Source organism: Luteirhabdus pelagi (genome assembly GCF_016827595.1).
Classification (GTDB): Bacteria; Bacteroidota; Bacteroidia; order Flavobacteriales; family Flavobacteriaceae; genus Luteirhabdus; species Luteirhabdus pelagi.
Genome location: NZ_JAECMS010000004.1, coordinates 149,841 through 166,996, shown reverse-complemented (window position 1 = coordinate 166,996; position 17,156 = coordinate 149,841). Strand labels below are relative to the sequence as shown.

Annotated in this window: 16 protein-coding genes; 6 read left to right on the top strand and 10 right to left on the bottom strand. The window is 40.2% G+C overall.

Going from position 1 to position 17,156, the window contains the following annotated elements; translation table 11 throughout:
- Nucleotides 1-29 precede the first annotated feature (29 nt).
- The 4 genes from ccoG to I4Q58_RS15695 all read left to right on the top strand — a co-directional run bounded on the left by ccoG (nucleotide 30) and on the right by I4Q58_RS15695 (nucleotide 2,911).
- Complete coding sequence (gene ccoG / locus I4Q58_RS11670) at nucleotides 30-1,451, top strand: cytochrome c oxidase accessory protein CcoG (RefSeq protein WP_203296063.1); 1,422 nt, start codon at nucleotides 30-32, stop codon at nucleotides 1,449-1,451.
- Nucleotides 1,452-1,561: 110 nt separating this feature from the next.
- Nucleotides 1,562-2,011, top strand: coding sequence for a FixH family protein (locus I4Q58_RS11665; protein WP_203296062.1), 450 nt, complete (start codon nucleotides 1,562-1,564; stop codon nucleotides 2,009-2,011).
- A gap of 10 nt (nucleotides 2,012-2,021) precedes the next feature.
- Nucleotides 2,022-2,768, top strand: coding sequence for a sulfite exporter TauE/SafE family protein (locus I4Q58_RS11660; protein ID WP_203296061.1), 747 nt, complete (start codon nucleotides 2,022-2,024; stop codon nucleotides 2,766-2,768).
- A gap of 11 nt (nucleotides 2,769-2,779) precedes the next feature.
- Nucleotides 2,780-2,911 carry a hypothetical protein gene (locus I4Q58_RS15695; protein WP_262896176.1) on the top strand — a complete coding sequence of 44 codons (132 nt, stop codon included), beginning with the start codon at nucleotides 2,780-2,782 and terminating at the stop codon, nucleotides 2,909-2,911.
- A gap of 71 nt (nucleotides 2,912-2,982) precedes the next feature.
- Here the strand turns inward: I4Q58_RS15695 and ric are convergent, their stop codons facing one another.
- Both ric and hemN read right to left on the bottom strand, forming a co-directional pair.
- Nucleotides 2,983-3,717, bottom strand: coding sequence for an iron-sulfur cluster repair di-iron protein (ric, locus tag I4Q58_RS11655; protein ID WP_203296060.1), 735 nt, complete (start codon nucleotides 3,715-3,717; stop codon nucleotides 2,983-2,985).
- Nucleotides 3,718-3,733: 16 nt separating this feature from the next.
- The gene (gene hemN, locus I4Q58_RS11650) at nucleotides 3,734-5,098 is read right to left on the bottom strand and encodes an oxygen-independent coproporphyrinogen III oxidase (protein ID WP_203296059.1); all 1,365 of its coding nucleotides are present in this window, start codon (nucleotides 5,096-5,098) and stop codon (nucleotides 3,734-3,736) included.
- A 128-nt stretch (nucleotides 5,099-5,226) separates the two neighbouring features.
- Between hemN and I4Q58_RS11645 the strand changes: the two genes are divergently transcribed.
- Nucleotides 5,227-5,757: a hypothetical protein gene (locus tag I4Q58_RS11645; RefSeq protein ID WP_203296058.1), complete on the top strand. Its 531-nt coding sequence runs from the start codon at nucleotides 5,227-5,229 to the stop codon at nucleotides 5,755-5,757.
- Nucleotides 5,758-5,855: 98 nt separating this feature from the next.
- Here I4Q58_RS11645 and I4Q58_RS11640 read toward each other — a convergent pair whose 3' ends face one another.
- Nucleotides 5,856-7,310: a SusD/RagB family nutrient-binding outer membrane lipoprotein gene (locus I4Q58_RS11640; RefSeq protein ID WP_203296057.1), complete on the bottom strand. Its 1,455-nt coding sequence runs from the start codon at nucleotides 7,308-7,310 to the stop codon at nucleotides 5,856-5,858.
- Nucleotides 7,311-7,328: 18 nt separating this feature from the next.
- A complete protein-coding gene (locus I4Q58_RS11635) occupies nucleotides 7,329-10,550 on the bottom strand; it encodes a SusC/RagA family TonB-linked outer membrane protein (RefSeq protein WP_203296056.1) in 3,222 nt (1,073 codons plus the stop codon).
- A 230-nt stretch (nucleotides 10,551-10,780) separates the two neighbouring features.
- Between I4Q58_RS11635 and I4Q58_RS11630 the strand changes: the two genes are divergently transcribed.
- Entirely contained in the window at nucleotides 10,781-11,617 is an 837-nt protein-coding gene (locus tag I4Q58_RS11630; protein ID WP_203296055.1) for a zinc-dependent peptidase, read from the top strand.
- Here the strand turns inward: I4Q58_RS11630 and I4Q58_RS11625 are convergent.
- From I4Q58_RS11625 to I4Q58_RS11600, 6 genes are all read right to left on the bottom strand, one after another.
- The gene (locus I4Q58_RS11625) at nucleotides 11,592-12,578 is read right to left on the bottom strand and encodes a YpdA family putative bacillithiol disulfide reductase (protein WP_203296054.1); all 987 of its coding nucleotides are present in this window, start codon (nucleotides 12,576-12,578) and stop codon (nucleotides 11,592-11,594) included. The two genes, I4Q58_RS11630 and I4Q58_RS11625, sit on opposite strands and share 26 nt — an antisense overlap.
- 77 nt (nucleotides 12,579-12,655) lie before the next feature.
- Nucleotides 12,656-13,780: a T9SS type A sorting domain-containing protein gene (locus tag I4Q58_RS11620; protein WP_203296053.1), complete on the bottom strand. Its 1,125-nt coding sequence runs from the start codon at nucleotides 13,778-13,780 to the stop codon at nucleotides 12,656-12,658.
- Nucleotides 13,781-13,846: 66 nt separating this feature from the next.
- A complete protein-coding gene (locus tag I4Q58_RS11615; RefSeq protein ID WP_203296052.1) occupies nucleotides 13,847-14,953 on the bottom strand; it encodes a helix-turn-helix domain-containing protein in 1,107 nt (368 codons plus the stop codon).
- Nucleotides 14,954-15,038: 85 nt separating this feature from the next.
- Complete coding sequence (rpe, locus tag I4Q58_RS11610; RefSeq protein ID WP_203296051.1) at nucleotides 15,039-15,686, bottom strand: ribulose-phosphate 3-epimerase; 648 nt, start codon at nucleotides 15,684-15,686, stop codon at nucleotides 15,039-15,041.
- Nucleotides 15,683-16,090, bottom strand: a complete 408-nt coding sequence (locus tag I4Q58_RS11605) for a BLUF domain-containing protein (RefSeq protein ID WP_203296050.1) — start codon at nucleotides 16,088-16,090, stop codon at nucleotides 15,683-15,685. Before I4Q58_RS11605 ends, rpe begins: the two co-directional genes overlap by 4 nt.
- Before the next feature lie 191 nt (nucleotides 16,091-16,281).
- Nucleotides 16,282-17,145: a sigma-70 family RNA polymerase sigma factor gene (locus I4Q58_RS11600; RefSeq protein WP_203296049.1), complete on the bottom strand. Its 864-nt coding sequence runs from the start codon at nucleotides 17,143-17,145 to the stop codon at nucleotides 16,282-16,284.
- Between the last annotated feature and the right edge of the window lie 11 nt (nucleotides 17,146-17,156).

Here is a 17,156-nt window from a genome sequence, read left to right as displayed (position 1 = left end):
ACCAACAACCAACAGCTGAAAAACAAACAATGGAAGCTCCAAAAAACGAATCGTTTCGCGATAGTATCGCAACTGTTAATGAAGAAGGAAAACGCGCTTGGGTATTCCCCAAGAAGCCATCCGGTAAATTCTATGAATACCGAAAGTACGTAAGTTACTTTTTACTGGCATTCTTATTTTCCGCACCGTTTATCAAGATAAATGGGAACCAGTTCTTGATGTTCAATGTGCTGGAGCGACGGTTCAATATTTTTGGATTTCCATTTTGGCCTCAGGACTTTCACTTATTCGTGATCTCGATGATCATAGGAGTGGTGTTTGTGATTTTCTTTACGGTGGCCTTCGGACGTATTTTCTGTGGATGGATTTGTCCGCAGACCATTTTCATGGAAATGGTGTTCCGAAGAATTGAATATGCCATTGAAGGCGACCGCGGCAAGCAAATTCGATTGAATAAGCAACCGTGGAATGCGGAGAAAATCCGAAAGAAAGGGTTGAAATGGTTTGTGTTCTTTATTATTTCGTTTTTGATTGCCAATATTTTCTTGGCCTACCTCATTGGAAGTGATAAGCTGTTGGAGTACGTCACCGAAGGTCCGATTGAAAACATGAGCACCTTTATATCGCTGCTCATATTTACGGGCGTTTTCTACTTTGTCTTTGCTTGGTTTCGGGAGCAGGTATGTATTATCGCCTGTCCGTATGGAAGGTTGCAAGGGGTATTGTTGGACAACAAAAGTATTGTGGTGGCCTACGACCATAAACGAGGTGAGAAAGAGGAAGGACGTGCAAAGTTCAACAAGAAAGAAGATCGTGCAGCCTCTGGAAAAGGCGATTGCATCGATTGTTTTCAGTGTGTGCATGTTTGTCCGACGGGTATCGACATCCGAAACGGAACACAGTTGGAATGTGTAAACTGTACCGCTTGTATCGATGCGTGCGATAGCATAATGGAAAAGGTGAATCTTCCGAAGGGATTGATTCGCTATGCGAGTGAAGAGAATATCGAGAAGAAAGCCAAGTTTCAGTTCAATGCTCGATTGAAGGGGTATAGCGCAGTATTGGTCATCTTGATCGGTGTGTTGGTCGGAATGCTATTCTTGCGAAACGATTTGGAAGCACGTGTGCTGCGATTGCCAGGTCAGTTGTACGAGCACAAGGAGAATAACATGATCAGTAATGTGTATACCTATAAGTTGGTGAATAAGACCACAGAAGCGGTGGAAGACATTCACTTCAAGTTATTGTCGCATAAAGGAACCATAGAACTAGTAACCAAGGATGCCTTCGATGTGCCGAAGCAGGGATTATCGGAAGGAACCTTGTTTATTGAAATAAACGCCAGCGCCTTGAGTGGCGATAAGGACCGCGTGAAAATCGGGGTGTATAGTGGCGAAGAATTGATTGAAACCACCACAACTGCTTTCTTAGGACCGAGAAGTTTTAAGTAGTCTATAGTCTGTAGTCTTAAAAGAGGTAGTTGATGGTGTTGAAACAGATTGAAACCCGGCAGGTCTAAAAGAGCAGGGCAGCCCGCCAAAAACAACTAAAAACAATAATTATGAAAATAAATTGGGGAACAGGAATCGCTATCGGAATTGTGTTATTCATCGCTTTTATCATGTTCTTCGTGATACGCATGAGCACCGATAGCCAGTACGATTACGATCTGGTAGTAGAAGAATACTATCAAAAGGATCTCGCATACCAAAGCGAAATAGACGCTGAAAAGAACCTAACGTTACTATCAGGTGCCATTTCCGGGGAGAAGACAGATAAAGGCTATCTCCTCACTTTTCCCCAGGAGATGATGAATAATAAAACACTTGACGGTACAGTGTTCCTATATAGACCATCCAATAAGCAGCTGGATTTTCTACTTCCATTGAAACTTTCCAGTACTCAATTGCTCATACCTGACGAACGCTTGTTGGATGGTCGTTGGAACATTACGATTGCTTGGGATCAGGATGGCAAATCCTTCCTTTATAGAGACGAAATCGTTTACTAAATAGATTAATATGTTAGCCACGGCCTTTTTATTCGGTTTGTTAGGAAGCTTTCACTGCGTCGGTATGTGTGGGCCCATTGCCTTCTTATTGCCATTGGACAGAAACAATTCGGTAAAGAAGATCGGTCAGTTGAGCTTATACCACGGAGGCCGTTTGTTTGCGTATGCATTAATAGGATTGGTCTTTGGATTGGTAGGAAAAGGACTAAACCTTTTCGGTTTACAACAACAACTTACCATAGCCATAGGGTTATTGATGATAGTGCTTGTGCTGCTGCCGTATAAGCAATTTCAAAAAATTTCGCTAGCCAAGCCATTATACCGTATTATCGGAAAGGTGAAAAGCAACCTGGGTGCTGCCCTCAAAAAAAAATCGCCTGACACTTTTCTAACCATCGGGTTCCTAAACGGGTTTTTACCTTGTGGGTTAGTGTATATGGCAGTGTTTGGTGCTTTGGCAGTGGGAAATACTTGGGAAGGCAGTTTGTATATGGTCTTATTTGGTGCGGGAACGATTCCGCTCATGACGACAGCGATTTACATTGGTAATTTCTTGAACGGACAGGTGCGGCAACGCATTCGAAAGGCTATTCCGGTGTTTGTGATATTAATTGGTTGTCTGTTTGTCCTACGCGGATTGGGCTTGGGAATACCCTACATTTCTCCTAAACCGATGCAGCCTACGATAGAAGCAAATTATGAATGTCATAATCCGACGATGGCCGACGTTCAGCTTACAAAAAATACTAACCTTTAAAATAATAAGATATGATACAGACAATAATTCCTTTGGTAGATTGGGGCAATGGGGTGTTTATGATCGGTGTTTTTGCCGCCGTTGTAGTGTTGCTTTCGGTCATTGTATATAAGATGGTTGCCGGAGGTGGAAAGAAAGAATAATACATGCATTTATATTGGTAAAAGAAAAGCCCTCCGTTTTGGAAGGGCTTTTTTTCATACTTGAAGAATGGTTAGTGCGACGATTTTCTCGTCAGTTTCTTTTCTAGTTCGAGTGCTTTGGGGTGAAGGATATTATTCTCCAAATGAATATGAAGGTGAAGGTCTTCCTCAAACTCCGCTAATTTATCGTACAACGCTCTAAACGTATTACAAGCGCCTTCCGGTGCTGTATAGTTGTTTGTAAGTCTGCCGATTTCCTTGAACAGGTTACCAGCGGTTTCATGTTCATCTTCCATCATGGCTATCGGATTGGCAACTTCAACAAAATGGGGAATTTCCAGTGGCATTCCTGTTTCACTTGCCAGGACCATCTTTTGGATGAAGGGAAATAGAATCAATTCTTCCTTCTTCATATGACTGCTTAAGTCGCCTGCTACGATTTTGAATAAGTTCAATATTTCGATAGTTTCAGTATAGTGATGCCCGTGAACCTTGGCCACCTTTTCGGCGTACTGTAATACTAATGGAATATTTTCCTCTACGTAAAGATGATGTACCGCTACAATATGTTCGATAAGGGCATCGAGCTTCCAATTGTTATAATCGTAATCGCCAACTACCGGAGCATCGAAATGTCTTAATTCTTCTAGTACTTTTGAATACTCGATTCCTTTTTTCTCGCAGGCTTTTTTGACCGTAATCCCACCGCCACAACAGAAATCAATTCCGTGTTTTTTAAAGATATGGGAGGCTTTGATGTTGGTGGAAACTATTTCCGCGATGGTTTTTTCATCTGTAATACTCATAATATGGGTTTTTGTATCACACAGTCATCGAAAACAACTGTGTTTCGGGTTTGTTACGTTGTAATAATAGGTCGAATGCCATACAAGCATTTCGAACAAAGGGTCGGCCTTTTTCGGTAATGCGAAGTGTTTTTGAATTGATCTGAAGCAGCCCATCTTCTTGCATTTCCTTAAGTTTTATCAACGAATCGGTTAATTCTGGAAACCAATCCTCGGGCGCAAACCAATCGGTTTTTAATTGGCACATAAGATTTAGAATGTGGTGCCGTACCACAAGATCTTCATAGGATAATATATGGCCGCGATATAGCGGGAAACTACCTTCTTCGATCATGGCTTGGTATTCCTCTACGACCTTTACGTTCTGACCGAAGCCATACCAGCTATCGCCGATGGCAGAAACGCCAAGCCCAATCATCATTTGGGTTTTGGACGACGTATAGCCCATAAAATTTCGATGGATGGTCCTGGCCTCGATAGCTTTATAAAGCGAATCGGAGGGAAGTGCAAAATGATCCATACCGATTTCGATATAACCGGCCTCCAACAACATCTTTTTCCCGATTTCGTATTGTGCTCGCTTTTCTGAAGCTGAAGGAAGGTCTTCATCCTTAAAACCGCGTTGTCCATTTCCTTTAATCCATGGTACATGGGCATAGCTGTAAAATGCGATGCGGTCGGGCATCAATTCCTTGGTGCGCTCGATGGTATGAATAATATGTTCCTTGGTTTGGAACGGTAGACCGAAAATAATATCATGTCCTACGGAAGTAAAGCCCGCCTTTCGTGAATTATCAGTTGCGGCCTTTACATTTTCGAAGGGTTGGATTCGGTGAATTGCTTTTTGAACGCTTTCGTTATAATCCTGAACCCCATAACTTACGCGATTGAATCCTAGCGAGGCTAATTTTTGCAAATGTTCTAGGGTGGTGTTGTTTGGATGCCCCTCGAAGCTTAGTTCTGCTTTCGACGCCTTAACAGCTTTGTTAAAAATACCGTCGATAAGTGCCTTTAGGTTTTCAGGTGAAAAGAAAGTAGGGGTGCCGCCACCAAGATGTAATTCTTGAATTATGGGTGTTTCATCAAAAACGTCGCAATACAACTCCCATTCCTTTAGTACCGATTCGAGATAGGGTATTTCCACGCCATGATTCTTGGTGATGCGTTTGTTACAGCCGCAAAAGGTGCAAAGACTTTCACAGAAGGGAAGGTGAATATAAATACTGATGCCTTCCGAAGCATTTGTTTCTGAAAAGCTTCGCTGTAGGCTATGGATGTATTTTTCAGTTGAAAAGGATGTGGCATCCCAATAGGGAACAGTGGGGTAGCTCGTATAGCGAGGTCCCGCCACATTGTATTTTTGCACTAAGGGAGTCGTCATCTTCAAAAATCTTTCAGGCAAAGGTAACCGTGGAGCCTTTGGTTGAAAATGACATCGGTCAGTTGGAAGCGGTGTGCATCTCAATTAAAAAATAGCTACATTTCATTTTCAAATTAAAAAACAAAGACATGAATAAATTGTTAGGAATTGGATCGAGAATCGAGCATTCCGAATATGGGAAAGGTGTTATTACGAACGTAGCGTCCAATATGTATTGGGTTACATTTATCGACCGTGGTTTGGAAACCCTGGAATTAGATGCAGATTTTGAGGTGATTGAAGCTTCGGAAGACGATTTGGATACGGTTAGTTTTTATGAAGTAGAGCGAAGTTTGCGTCAAATTTTAAAAAAGTGGAGCGATGTTAGTGAGGTCACGCCTATTGCCGATAAATATAAAGGTGGAACGTTGGTGTTGAAGCCTAAGGATTCTAGTCTTTCTGAGAAGGAAATCCCGATCGATACGTTTTTCCATAAGATTACGATGTTGCGCGACCGTCTTCGGGTGATGGAACAAAGAATTAATAGCCATAAGACGTTAGAAGAATCGGAGAAGATAGATCTACAGCAATATATTACACGTTGTTATGGAAGTTTGACAACCTTCAATGTTTTGTTTGCGAATAAGTCGCAGCATTTTAAAGGTGAGAGCAAACGATAAGAAGAACGAAAGGAATTATCAAAATCAAAAAAGCCGCCCTTTTCGGGGCGGCTTTTTGGCTAACTCAAATAAATCTGGAGAGTTAGGTGAATGTTACGTTAGTTGTTTACATCCCAAAACACTGGAGTTGTAAGCTCATCTCCTCCTATTGCAGAAGCGGCAGCATTATAGCTTCCAGAGTTAAGGTTTTGCTCAATTACAGGATATGTAAAGCGAAGTGGAACGATATCAGATTGTGCACCTTCAGGTGCTTCTAATTGTGGATAATCTAATCTTCTATATTCAGTCCATCCTTCAAACCCTCTGTTATACAAGGCAATCCATTTTTGAACACCGATTTTTTGTTTATAATCGCCTTCGGCAGTCGCATAATCAACATCAGATTGACTTATATATGAATCGATATCGGAAGATTCAACTCCCCAATATTCCATGTTAAGACGAATTGCTTGCTCATATAATGCTTCGGCATCACCAGCAATGAACCCTCTTTCTACGGCTTCTGCCAACAAGAAATGTGATTCTGCTGCATCAAAAATTAGTCCTTCCAAATCTTGAGTAAAATAGATGTCTCCGATATGCGAATACGAGTCATAACTAACTGTAGATCCATATGGCGCACCAATATATTCTCCATCGATTGGATCTGCCAGGAAAATCGGTCGTCTTGGGTCTTCTAGGTCATTTAGACGGTTTACGAAAGTATCAGCAGGAACAAAATCCCGTCTGTTAGTTTGTACCAAATCTATCCATAATGGATTTGTATTTGGTGTTGCCGATAAATATTCAATAGTAGCGTTTTCACTATTGCTATCGATGATATTTGATGATGCGCTTGAAACAAGTTCTGCAGCTTGGGCAGGATCTACATCGGCAATTCTCATCCCCATTCTAAGCTTAATCGAATTGGCTAAAGCCAACCAAGAGGAGGTGTTTCCGTTGTAAATTAAATCCTGTCCGCCGAAGCTTCCAAAGGAAGTGTTTATATTTCCAATCGCAGTATTCAAACGAGAGATTAAATCATTATAAATGGCTTCATCATCATCGTAAGATGGGTTGATAATGTCAACATCGAGCGCTTCGGAATAGGGTATATCCGCAAAGGTGTCTACAAGGATTTGATACGCCAAAACACGTTGTACCTCGATTATTGCAAGCTTATTTGCTTTGATAGCAGTATCTTCCTCAAACTGTGAGGGACTCACATTTACGATTTCTTGTGCTTCAATTAAGCGATATGCTTCATCAAGATCTTTTAAGACATCTCGATACATGATATTCCAATGGTTTTCAGGAATACTTCTCGTTACAATATTATAATTTGCTTCATCTGTATAGGTAGCCTCACCCCAATATTGGGCAAAAAGGCGAAATACATTTAAGTTCACATTGGTGTTCACTAACTGATCAACCATATTGCGCTGACCATTTGTCATTAGTGTTTCACCTGGGACTTCATTAAAGGCTTTTTCATCCTCATTAAGTCCTTCTAGGTCGTCTGAGCACTGTACGAAAAAAATGCCAAGACATATTAATATTATCTTCTTTATCATAATTATGATTTTATTCTATTAAAATTGTAGGTTAACGTTAAAGCCGATGTCTCTCGTAGTTGGGAGTACACCACTTTGATACCCTTGAAGGTTACCTGAGCTTAGCCCAGCTTCTGGATCGGCATAAGGAACATTCTTATGGATAATCCAAAGGTTTGATCCTGTTAGCGTAAACGTAGCCTTGTTGATAAATAAGTTATTTAAAAATTTATCTGGTAGTTGATAAGTTAAAGCTACTTCACGAAGTTTCACGAAGGAAGCATCATAAACGAATGCTTTGTTTGGAAATGTTTGGTATCCAAAAACCCCAAAGGATGTTACTCCTACACGAGTGGTATTTGGACTTCCATCGGCATTTACACCATCAAAGATGATTCCACCGCCTTCATCTAACGTATTTCGAACTGGATTTCCTAGGTCATTCAATCCCGCTGTATTTGGATACAATCCGGTTGCCTGTCCATAGTATTGGTCAAGAGAGAAAACATCACCACCTTGCTTCACATCAATTAGGAAACTTAAGCTTAGGTTTTTATACTTGAAGGTGTTACTTAGACCACCAATCCAGTCAGGGTTTACATCTCCAATAACATTATTAGATCCCGGAGTATTAAGGTAAATACCGTTTTCTAGGATCTTATTTCCATTATCATCGTATACAAAATCAGTTCCTTTAATTACTCCGTAAGGTTCTCCTACAGATGCGTTTAAGGTTACTCCCCCTTGGAATTGTCCGAGTACTAAATTATCGGCTCCTTCAAAAAGAGAAAGTACTTCACTTGTATTTTTCGCCCAATTGGCACGTAAATTCCATTCGAAGTTTTCAGTCTTAACTGGTGTAGCACGCAAAGTTGCTTCGAGACCTCGGTTTTCAATTTCACCAGAATTAACGATTTTTCGTGTATAACCAGTAGCACCAGTTACTGCTACAGGTACAATTTGGTCGGTTGTGTTGGTTTTGTATACCGATACATCCAATCCAAGTCGTCGATCCAAAAACTCTAGCTCCAATCCACCTTCATAACTGTTTACTCGTTCTTCAACAAGATCAGGATTGTTTTTAGTGTTTGGTACAGAGAACAATATTGCGCTACCAAAAGGGGTAGGCTTGTTGTAATTATCTTGCAATCTTGCAAAGTTACCGATATCTCCACCGGTACCAACTTCAGCATAATTCAATCGTAGCTTACCAAAGCTCAACCAATCAGCATCAATATTATTTGAGAAAATGTAACTAAGCGTTCCAGAAGGGTAGTAGAAAGCAGAGTTGTCTTTTGGAAGTGTAGAAGTGTTATCTCTTCTTAACGTACCTTCTAAATATAAGGTGTTCCAGAAGCCAAAACTTGCCTGTGCATATATACCATCTACTCCAAGTTCAGCTTCAGTCTCCGCAGGTGCTTCGATAGGGTTAACTGAATTCGCCAGTGAGAATACGCCTGGAACTGCAAGACCACCATTTGTAATGGCATAGATAGAGTTAATATTACTTCTTCTAATATTCGTACCTAAAAGTCCTGTGAATGAAATATCTTCAGATATATCAGTATCGAAATTGAAGATCAAATCGTAGTTATACTCTCTAAAAGTTCTATTGAACCGTGAATATTTTGAAACAGGATTACTTCCTTGTGCTGTTCTTTCTTCCTGAAATTCATCGTAAGAATCCATTGTAATTCTTCCTAAAATATTGAACCAATCGGTAAGATCGTACGATAATGCAACATTACCATAGACACGATTACGCTCATCATTTTGGAAGTTTTCGTAACGAATGAAATATGGGTTATCCCAGAAAATCGGGGTTGAATTACTCGGGGAGGTATAGTTCCAAGTAAAGTTTTGTCCCGTTCTGTTATACGCACGTTTTTGCGCTTGGAAATCGACATTTGTCTGTACCCACTGACGGAACAAGGTTACAATATTGTCAGAATATCCCGTACCGTTACGTCCTAATGTCTTTTGATTTACAAAATTGATGTTAGTCGATACATTCAAATCGTCAGTAACATTTAAAGAACCACTAAAGTTTATAGTGTTTTTATTCTGTTTACTGTTTGGCATAATTCCATCTGCATCGAATTTAGAATAATTCAAGCGGAAACTATGCTTCTCGTTCCCTCCACTAACTGCTATATTATTAGTAAGCGTTACGGCATCCTCAAAGAAAGATATCGGACCGTTATCTCCAGCAAAAGTCCAAGGGGTTGGTGTATTAAAATTAGGATTAGATGGGTCGAAAAAGGCATCCCATTGATATACTAATAGATTGGGGTCGAAAGGTGCTCCATAGGAAGCATCCTCTGACAATGGTGCAATAATATCAGTTTGTCCATCTTCATCTACATCTCCGGTAAACCAATAGTTATTTGGTCCCCCATAATAGCGTCCATATCCACCACCATATTCCGATTGATAGGTTGGGAATGTTTCCTTATTAACGACACCAATTTGAATTCCAGAATTAATGGATACTCCAAGGCCTTCTTGATTCTTGCCTTTTTTAGTTGTAATGATAATAGCTCCATTGGAAGCTCTGTTACCATATAGAGCCGTTGCTGCAGCACCCTTTAAGACATTAATAGATTCGATGTTTTGAGGGTTGATGTCTGATGCAGCATTACCATAGTCAAACCCGGCACCCGCTTGCTGTTGTGCAGATGAGTTTGTATTGGAGTTGTCGATGATAACACCATCCACCACAAACAAGGCTTGGTTATTACCCGTTAAGGAATTGGTACCTCTTAAAATAACATTGGTGGAGCCACCAATATTGTTATTCCGACGTACTTGTAATCCAGAAACTTTACCGGAAAGAGAATTAGAGATATTTCCACCGGTGGTTACTGTATTGACTTCTTCCCCAGAAACCTCCTCCGTAGCATACCCCAGTGTTTTCTTTTCGCGAGAAATACCAAGGGCGGTTACCACTACTGTTTCCAATTCTTCACCTTGTTCTAGGGTTACATCGATGGTGTTGCTTGCGCCAACAGTAACTTCTTTTGGCGTAAACCCGATATAACTAAAGACAAGGGTTTGTCCTTGCGATGCTTCAATGGTAAAATTACCATCAAAGTCTGTTTGGGCACCTGTTGAAGTACCCTTCACTAAAATGTTCACACCCAAGAGTGGAACACCTGAATCGTCCGTTACTGTTCCTGTTATCGTTTCTTCTTGGGCAAATCCGATCTGCACCACGAGAAATGTAAACAGCGTTAACAGCAGTTTAAATTTTTGTCTCATATGTGTATTTTTTGTTAAGCTTACCACAAAGCTAGGGAATGCACGTCCCAACCTGAGCGCATGTACTGTTAAAGGTTTTGTAAAACATGTGTTAAAGATGTTAACGGATTCCCTGAGCTTTTTTCAGTTGTTATAGTTATCCGATTGATATTAGGGAATTTATCCTCTAATTATCTGATTGCGTAAGGATATTCAAATAATTTATATCTTTCCGATTCCAATTTTCCCAAATGGTTAAGTTCCTACTTCAAGAATCTGAAACGGCATGGTTAGCTCCCTATGCGTACACTATTGTTTTATTGGGCTTTGCATTCTTCCTATTTCGGGTTTTTGAAAATTGGTATGCCGGTAAGTTCTCTAAACCGTTGATTCGCCACTATCTTTCCTATCGCAAGCTTTCATATCCCCGACAACTGGTTTTGGAAAAGGAATTGCGGTTTTATAATCAGTTATCTCCTAAGCATAAAATGCAGTTCCAACACCGAGTGGCTACTTTTATTAAAGAGAAGAATTTTGTAGGTCGACAGGGGCTTGAAGTCACTGACCGTATGAAAACCCTTATTGCGGGTATTGGCTGTATGTTGAGTTTCGGACGGAAAAACTACTTGTATTCCTTAATAGAGCATATCCTTTTGTATCCGAATGAATTTTACAGTACAGTAAACGATGCAGAGCATAAGGGCGAATTCAATCCCAGAGAACGCGCTATGGTACTATCATGGGCCGATTTCGAAAAAGGATATGAAATTGATAATGACAATATAAACCTTGGAATCCATGAGTTTATGCACGCTATGCAGTTAGAGGCAAAGAAAAGTCGCGATTTGGACTCCAATCGATTTCAAACGGAATTTCAAAACATCCTAAAACGGCTGACACACCAGAAAGTAAAGGATACGTTGGACAAAACACGTTTTTTCAGAGCATATGCGTTTACAAATGAATTTGAATTTATGGCTGTCTTAGCCGAATACTTTATTGAATCGCCAGAGGAATTTCAATCGCATTTCCCACAGTTGTTCGAACATATGCGCAAACTTCTTAATTTTCGGTTTGCAGGGTACTAGCTTTTTCTGAAATATGCTGAATAATCAATTCGGCATGAACTCTAGAATTCTCGATAAACCATTTGTGCGTTTCCATTCCGCCACAGATGACACCTGCCAAATACAGTCCCTTGACATTGGTTTCCATCGTCTCCGGATCGTAGGTTGGAAAATAATTCGCACTATCGGAAAGCGTTACACCCATTTTCTCCAAGAAGTTAAAATCGGGTCGATAGCCCGTTAAAGCTAACACGAAATCATTTTCCAATTCCTTTTCGCCCTCAGGCGTCTCAATACGTACCGAATTTTCCTTAATTTCTGTAATGTTGCTATTGAAATATGCCTTTATACTACCCTCTTCAATTCTGTTTTCAATATCTGGCTTTACCCAATATTTCACGCGTTCACCTATGGATGGGCCTCGAACTACCATCGTAACATCGCCGCCCTTTCGCCATATTTCCAAGGCGGCATCTACCGAGCTATTACTTGCACCCACCACTATCGCTTTTTGAAGGACGTAGGGATGGGCTTCCTTAAAGTAATGCGACACTTTTTCTAACTCTTCACCAGCAACGCCAAGCTCTTTTGGGATGTCATAAAAACCAGTACTTACCACAACATGGTTGGCTTCATATTGGGCTTTATTGGAAGCAATGTTAAATGAAGTGCCCTGCTTCTGAACTGATGTTATTTCTTCATATAAATGAATATTGAGATCGTTAGCGGTAACGACCCTTCGGTAGTATTCCAAGGCTTCATCCCGGTTTGGTTTCGGATTATTACTGATGAAGGGGATACCACCAATCTCTAGTTTTTCAGAAGTAGAAAAGAAAGTCATATTAAGTGGATAGTGGTAAAGAGAATTGGTTAAAGTTCCCTTTTCAACGACTACATACTCTAAATTCTTCTTTTTGCTTTCCAAGGCACAGGCAATCCCGATGGGCCCCGCACCTATTATTAGGACATCCACTTTTTCCATAAATGCAAAGGTACAAAAGGCTATCCTTAGAAATTTTGCTTTTAAGATAGGCTTTACATCCTGCAGTATAAAGAAAATCAATTTTGGTGTATAACTTTGATTTTTTGGGATACACTTCTATAACCGCTTGTAGCCTTTACTATATAAATACCGTTTGCTAAAGCTGAGGCATCTAGATTTTCTTGTCCCTGTGAAATGTTTAAAATGCTTTTCCCCGTTAGCGAGTAGATGATGATTGAATCGAATTGTTGCCATACATCCTTATGTATTTCGAATCGGCTTCCTACAGTTGGAGTAATTAAAGCCGTATCATCTTTTTTTTGATCGGTAATTGAAAGTGTTTCACGATCGAAGAGCACGACCGCATTTGGTTGAAGTAGATTTCCCAGGCCGCTCGCAACCGTAATTTCAACAAATGTGCCATCGTTTTGATATTGCTTCACTTCGGCCGTACTGCCATTTCCCACCAAGATATTTCCGTTTTCAAGAAAATCGACACCTTCACATTGTCCGAGTCCTGTTATAAAGGTATCGACATGTATTCCGTTTTCATCATATTCCTCAATATCACCAGCATTCCAATCCAACACAAACAAACGGTCATCATCATCAAAGAAAATATTCGTCGGACCAGATAATTCAGTATTATCTATGTATTCCCCTAAGAGATTACCATCGCTATCAAATTGGGTCACATTCGCATTCGAAAATGAAGAAACGTATAAGTTTCCTTCGCTATCCCAATCCATTCCAATACTTCTCGGAACGCCTTCACTGGTAAATTCATCTACGAAGGTTCCATCGGTTTCGTACCGCAGTACCTTATTGTCGGTTGAACTCCATTGAAGCACATATAGTAGTCCATCCGCTCCAATTTCCATCCGTGTCGGTCCGCCAGCGACTGTAGCAAACTCATCGATGTATTCTCCAGTACTCCCGTTATACCGATTGATTTCATTTGTAGTAAGGTTTGAAATGAGTACTTCATTTTGCTCAGGTAGAAAAACAATATCTTGCGGCCATCCCAGCTCATCATTGATAAAGGTAACGGGGTTACTGCCATCAAGATCGTACTGAACAATCTGCCATGGTCCGTTGTTGAAGTTTCCAGCATCACTGACATATATCTTTATATCTTGTGCCTGAATGTCTACGGATAAAAGTAAGGCTGAAACTAGTAAGTAAAGGAAGGTTTTCATCATACAGATTTTAAAGTTTTCACTAATGTATGCTGAAGTAAATAGAAAGGAGTTCAGAATTATAAAACGCTACCGAATTGGTTTTTTCTGAACGGTCACCTTTGTTCTATAAGCGATGGGCGTAGTGTGGTGTTTTTCCTTGAAAGCTTTGTAAAAGGCAGCTTTACTGTTGAAGCCAACTTCAAAATAAATACTTTTGATACTACGCTGCGGTTCTGTTTCCAAAAGCTTTTCGGCTTCCGTTAAACGATACCCATTCACAAAATTATTGAAGTTTGTCGCTGCTTTTTCATTGATTACCTTAGAAAGCAGATGGGTGGTAAAATTAGTTCGGTCGGCTAAATCGGCCAAGCGCAGCTCATTTTCCAAAAAAGGTTTCTCTCGTTCCATGTAACGACAGACATTTTGGTATAGTTCGTCTAGAAGTTGATCTTCGAAGCTTTTATCTTTATCGGGTTTTGGAACGAAAAGGCTGGCATAAAATTCCCCATCAAAAACCTTAGGTTGTTTAAAGATGAAATAGCCAATGGTATAAATAGAGATCGTCATCATGGCGGAGATAGCATAGTCCCACTCCGAGTTGAAGAAGGAAAATTGAACCAATACATAGTAAGATATATAGGCAGTAAGAAATAAGGTATAGAGGATAAGCAACACGGCTGCCCAACGATATCGAATTTTAGCAACTTCGGTAGCAATTTGCCTGTTAAAAAACCAGATTCTTCCACATAGAAAAAGGTAGATTCCCATATGGATGGCAATCAGCCAATGATGCTGAATTTGTGGAAACCAAGGGTTTGGATTGGAAGCTCCATTAAGAATTGAAAATGAAAAGCTTACCCATGCGAGGCCGGCCAAACCACTGGGAATAAAATGCCAGAGAAAATGGCCCAAGAACCTTTTCTTATAAAGCCTTAAAACATAAAGGTATAGTAACGGGCCAGTAGCATAGTAGGCTACAGCTGGAAAATAGATAAGATATGGAAACACTCGTTGATATCCCGTCCAGTACAGTACATATTGCAATAATATAAGACTAAAGCTAAGGATGAAAAAAGCAATGGGAGCTATCTTTCTACTTCGAATGGAAAGTAAAATGATAAAGAGAAAAAAACCCATAACTACGGCGACTCCAAATCCTGCCGTCCATGTATCGAATGTTGGGGCTGGCTGCATATCCAAATATACAGTTTCCCAACCATCAGGGGTTAAAACCGAAGTCTCGAATTATAAAAATGGACTTATTCGTGAAGAAAAAACACTATTTCAAGCTTTTGATCGCAGCTTTGGGATCGTCGGCCTTAAAAACAAAGCTTCCTGCCACCAAGACATCGGCACCTGCATCTACCAATTGGGCTGCATTTTTATTGGTTACGCCACCATCAATCTCAATTTGGGTACTAGCACCCTGTTCTTCGATCATTTTTTTTAGTTCCTTGACCTTCGTGTAGGTGTTTTTTATAAAGCTTTGACCTCCAAAACCCGGATTTACGCTCATCATACACACAAGGTCTATATCCTGAAGGGTATCTTTTAATACTGAAACATTGGTGTGTGGATTCAAGGCTACGCCAGCCTTCATCCCTTCCGCTTTAATAGCCTGAAGGGTCCGGTGTAGGTGAGTAGAGGCCTCATAGTGAACCGTTAAAACGTCGGCTCCTAGAAGTGCAAAATCCTTTACATAGCGTTCAGGTTGCACAATCATTAAATGAACATCCAATGGTTTTTTGGCATGTCTCGAAATCGCTTCAATTACGGGCATTCCAAAAGATATATTAGGAACAAAAACACCGTCCATAACATCTAGGTGAAACCAATCGGCATCACTCTCATTTACCATTTTGATCTCTTTCTCAAGATTTGCAAAATCGGCGGCTAGAATAGAAGGTGCAATTATGGGATGACTCATGCTGGTATCAAAAATGGGTTTAGAACCCGTTGTACTTTATCTGAAAAGGGAGATTCTTTTTTATTGATATCTAAGTATGTTCTAATTTTCTCCAACTCTTCCGATGTTTTTACCACATTGAATTTTGAACTGTATCCACTAAAAATACCTTTTGGCAATCGGTGGTTGATCAGCACTTCAATGTTTCGGTGTCGTTGGTCTTTTTGTATGGCTTCAAATAAGGGCTGAATAGTTTTTTCTCTGCCTTCCAAAACCTGAAAAAAATGACCAAGGCCATGCAAAAGTATACCATTTATATTGTTCTGCTGATTGTTTTTCAAGGTAGTTTGAAATATATCTTCTATTTCAATAGCTGAAATGCCATCATGAGCCTTGCTCACGTAGCAAATTGTGTGATTCATCATATTACTTTATAGGCGACAATTGCTTGTCTATAGTTGTTGTTGTAAGAAATATACTGAAGTATTTGATAAATTGAAAAAACAGCTACTTATTTTAAGATTTTCATAAGAAAAAACCTCCGGTAATCAGCCGGAGGTCATTCATCAATCAAAAAACGAACAGTTATGATGAACTGTCGTTGCCATAATTTAGGTTATCCTAAATAAGTCTTCAAAATTTTACTGCGTGACGTATGCTTCAATCGTCTAATTGCTTTTTCCTTTATCTGTCGTACGCGTTCCCTGGTTAAATCGAAGGTTTCCCCAATTTCTTCCAATGTCATCGGATTTTGATCGCATAATCCGAAATACAAGCGAATAACATCGGCTTCACGTGGTGTCAATGTTTCAAGGGCACGTTCTATTTCGGTCTTTAGCGATTCATGTAATAACGTCCGATCTGGGTTTGGCGATTCACCACTTCGCAACACATCATAAAGGTTGCTGTCTTCACCTTCCACCAAGGGTGCATCCATAGAAACATGACGTCCAGAATTTTTAAGGGACTGTTTCACATCGCTGATGGTCATGTCCAATTCCTTGGCAATTTCTTCCGCGCTAGGCGGACGTTCATGCGCTTGCTCAAGATACGCAAACGTTTTATTTATTTTGTTAATACTTCCAATTTTATTGAGGGGAAGCCTTACAATCCGGCTTTGTTCCGCCAATGCCTGTAAAATAGACTGACGAATCCACCAAACGGCATATGATATAAATTTAAATCCTCGTGTTTCATCGAAGCGCTGGGCAGCTTTTATGAGACCTAAATTTCCTTCATTGATTAAATCGGGAAGTGTCAACCCTTGATTTTGGTATTGCTTCGCAACCGAAACGACGAAACGTAGATTTGCCTTTGTCAATTTTTCCAGGGCACGTTGGTCGCCTGCTTTGATTTTCTGAGCGAGTTCAACCTCTTGTTCTGCGGTAATCAAATCGACTTTACCAATTTCCTGTAAATATTTATCTAAGGAAGCGGTTTCACGGTTGGTTACCTGCTTCGTAATTTTAAGCTGTCTCATAGGTTGATGGG

Bases quoted from the DNA above. Each gene is read 5' to 3' on its own strand.
- ccoG (WP_203296063.1), top strand. From the start codon at position 30: ATGGAAGCTCCAAAAAACGAATCGTTTCGCGATAGTATCGCAACTGTT.
- I4Q58_RS11665 (WP_203296062.1), top strand. From the start codon at position 1,562: ATGAAAATAAATTGGGGAACAGGAATCGCTATCGGAATTGTGTTATTC.
- I4Q58_RS11660 (WP_203296061.1), top strand. From the start codon at position 2,022: ATGTTAGCCACGGCCTTTTTATTCGGTTTGTTAGGAAGCTTTCACTGC.
- I4Q58_RS15695 (WP_262896176.1), top strand. From the start codon at position 2,780: ATGATACAGACAATAATTCCTTTGGTAGATTGGGGCAATGGGGTGTTT.
- ric (WP_203296060.1), bottom strand. From the start codon at position 3,717: ATGAGTATTACAGATGAAAAAACCATCGCGGAAATAGTTTCCACCAAC.
- hemN (WP_203296059.1), bottom strand. From the start codon at position 5,098: ATGACGACTCCCTTAGTGCAAAAATACAATGTGGCGGGACCTCGCTAT.
- I4Q58_RS11645 (WP_203296058.1), top strand. From the start codon at position 5,227: ATGAATAAATTGTTAGGAATTGGATCGAGAATCGAGCATTCCGAATAT.
- I4Q58_RS11640 (WP_203296057.1), bottom strand. From the start codon at position 7,310: ATGATAAAGAAGATAATATTAATATGTCTTGGCATTTTTTTCGTACAG.
- I4Q58_RS11635 (WP_203296056.1), bottom strand. From the start codon at position 10,550: ATGAGACAAAAATTTAAACTGCTGTTAACGCTGTTTACATTTCTCGTG.
- I4Q58_RS11630 (WP_203296055.1), top strand. From the start codon at position 10,781: ATGGTTAAGTTCCTACTTCAAGAATCTGAAACGGCATGGTTAGCTCCC.
- I4Q58_RS11625 (WP_203296054.1), bottom strand. From the start codon at position 12,578: ATGGAAAAAGTGGATGTCCTAATAATAGGTGCGGGGCCCATCGGGATT.
- I4Q58_RS11620 (WP_203296053.1), bottom strand. From the start codon at position 13,780: ATGATGAAAACCTTCCTTTACTTACTAGTTTCAGCCTTACTTTTATCC.
- I4Q58_RS11615 (WP_203296052.1), bottom strand. From the start codon at position 14,953: ATGCAGCCAGCCCCAACATTCGATACATGGACGGCAGGATTTGGAGTC.
- rpe (WP_203296051.1), bottom strand. From the start codon at position 15,686: ATGAGTCATCCCATAATTGCACCTTCTATTCTAGCCGCCGATTTTGCA.
- I4Q58_RS11605 (WP_203296050.1), bottom strand. From the start codon at position 16,090: ATGATGAATCACACAATTTGCTACGTGAGCAAGGCTCATGATGGCATT.
- I4Q58_RS11600 (WP_203296049.1), bottom strand. From the start codon at position 17,145: ATGAGACAGCTTAAAATTACGAAGCAGGTAACCAACCGTGAAACCGCT.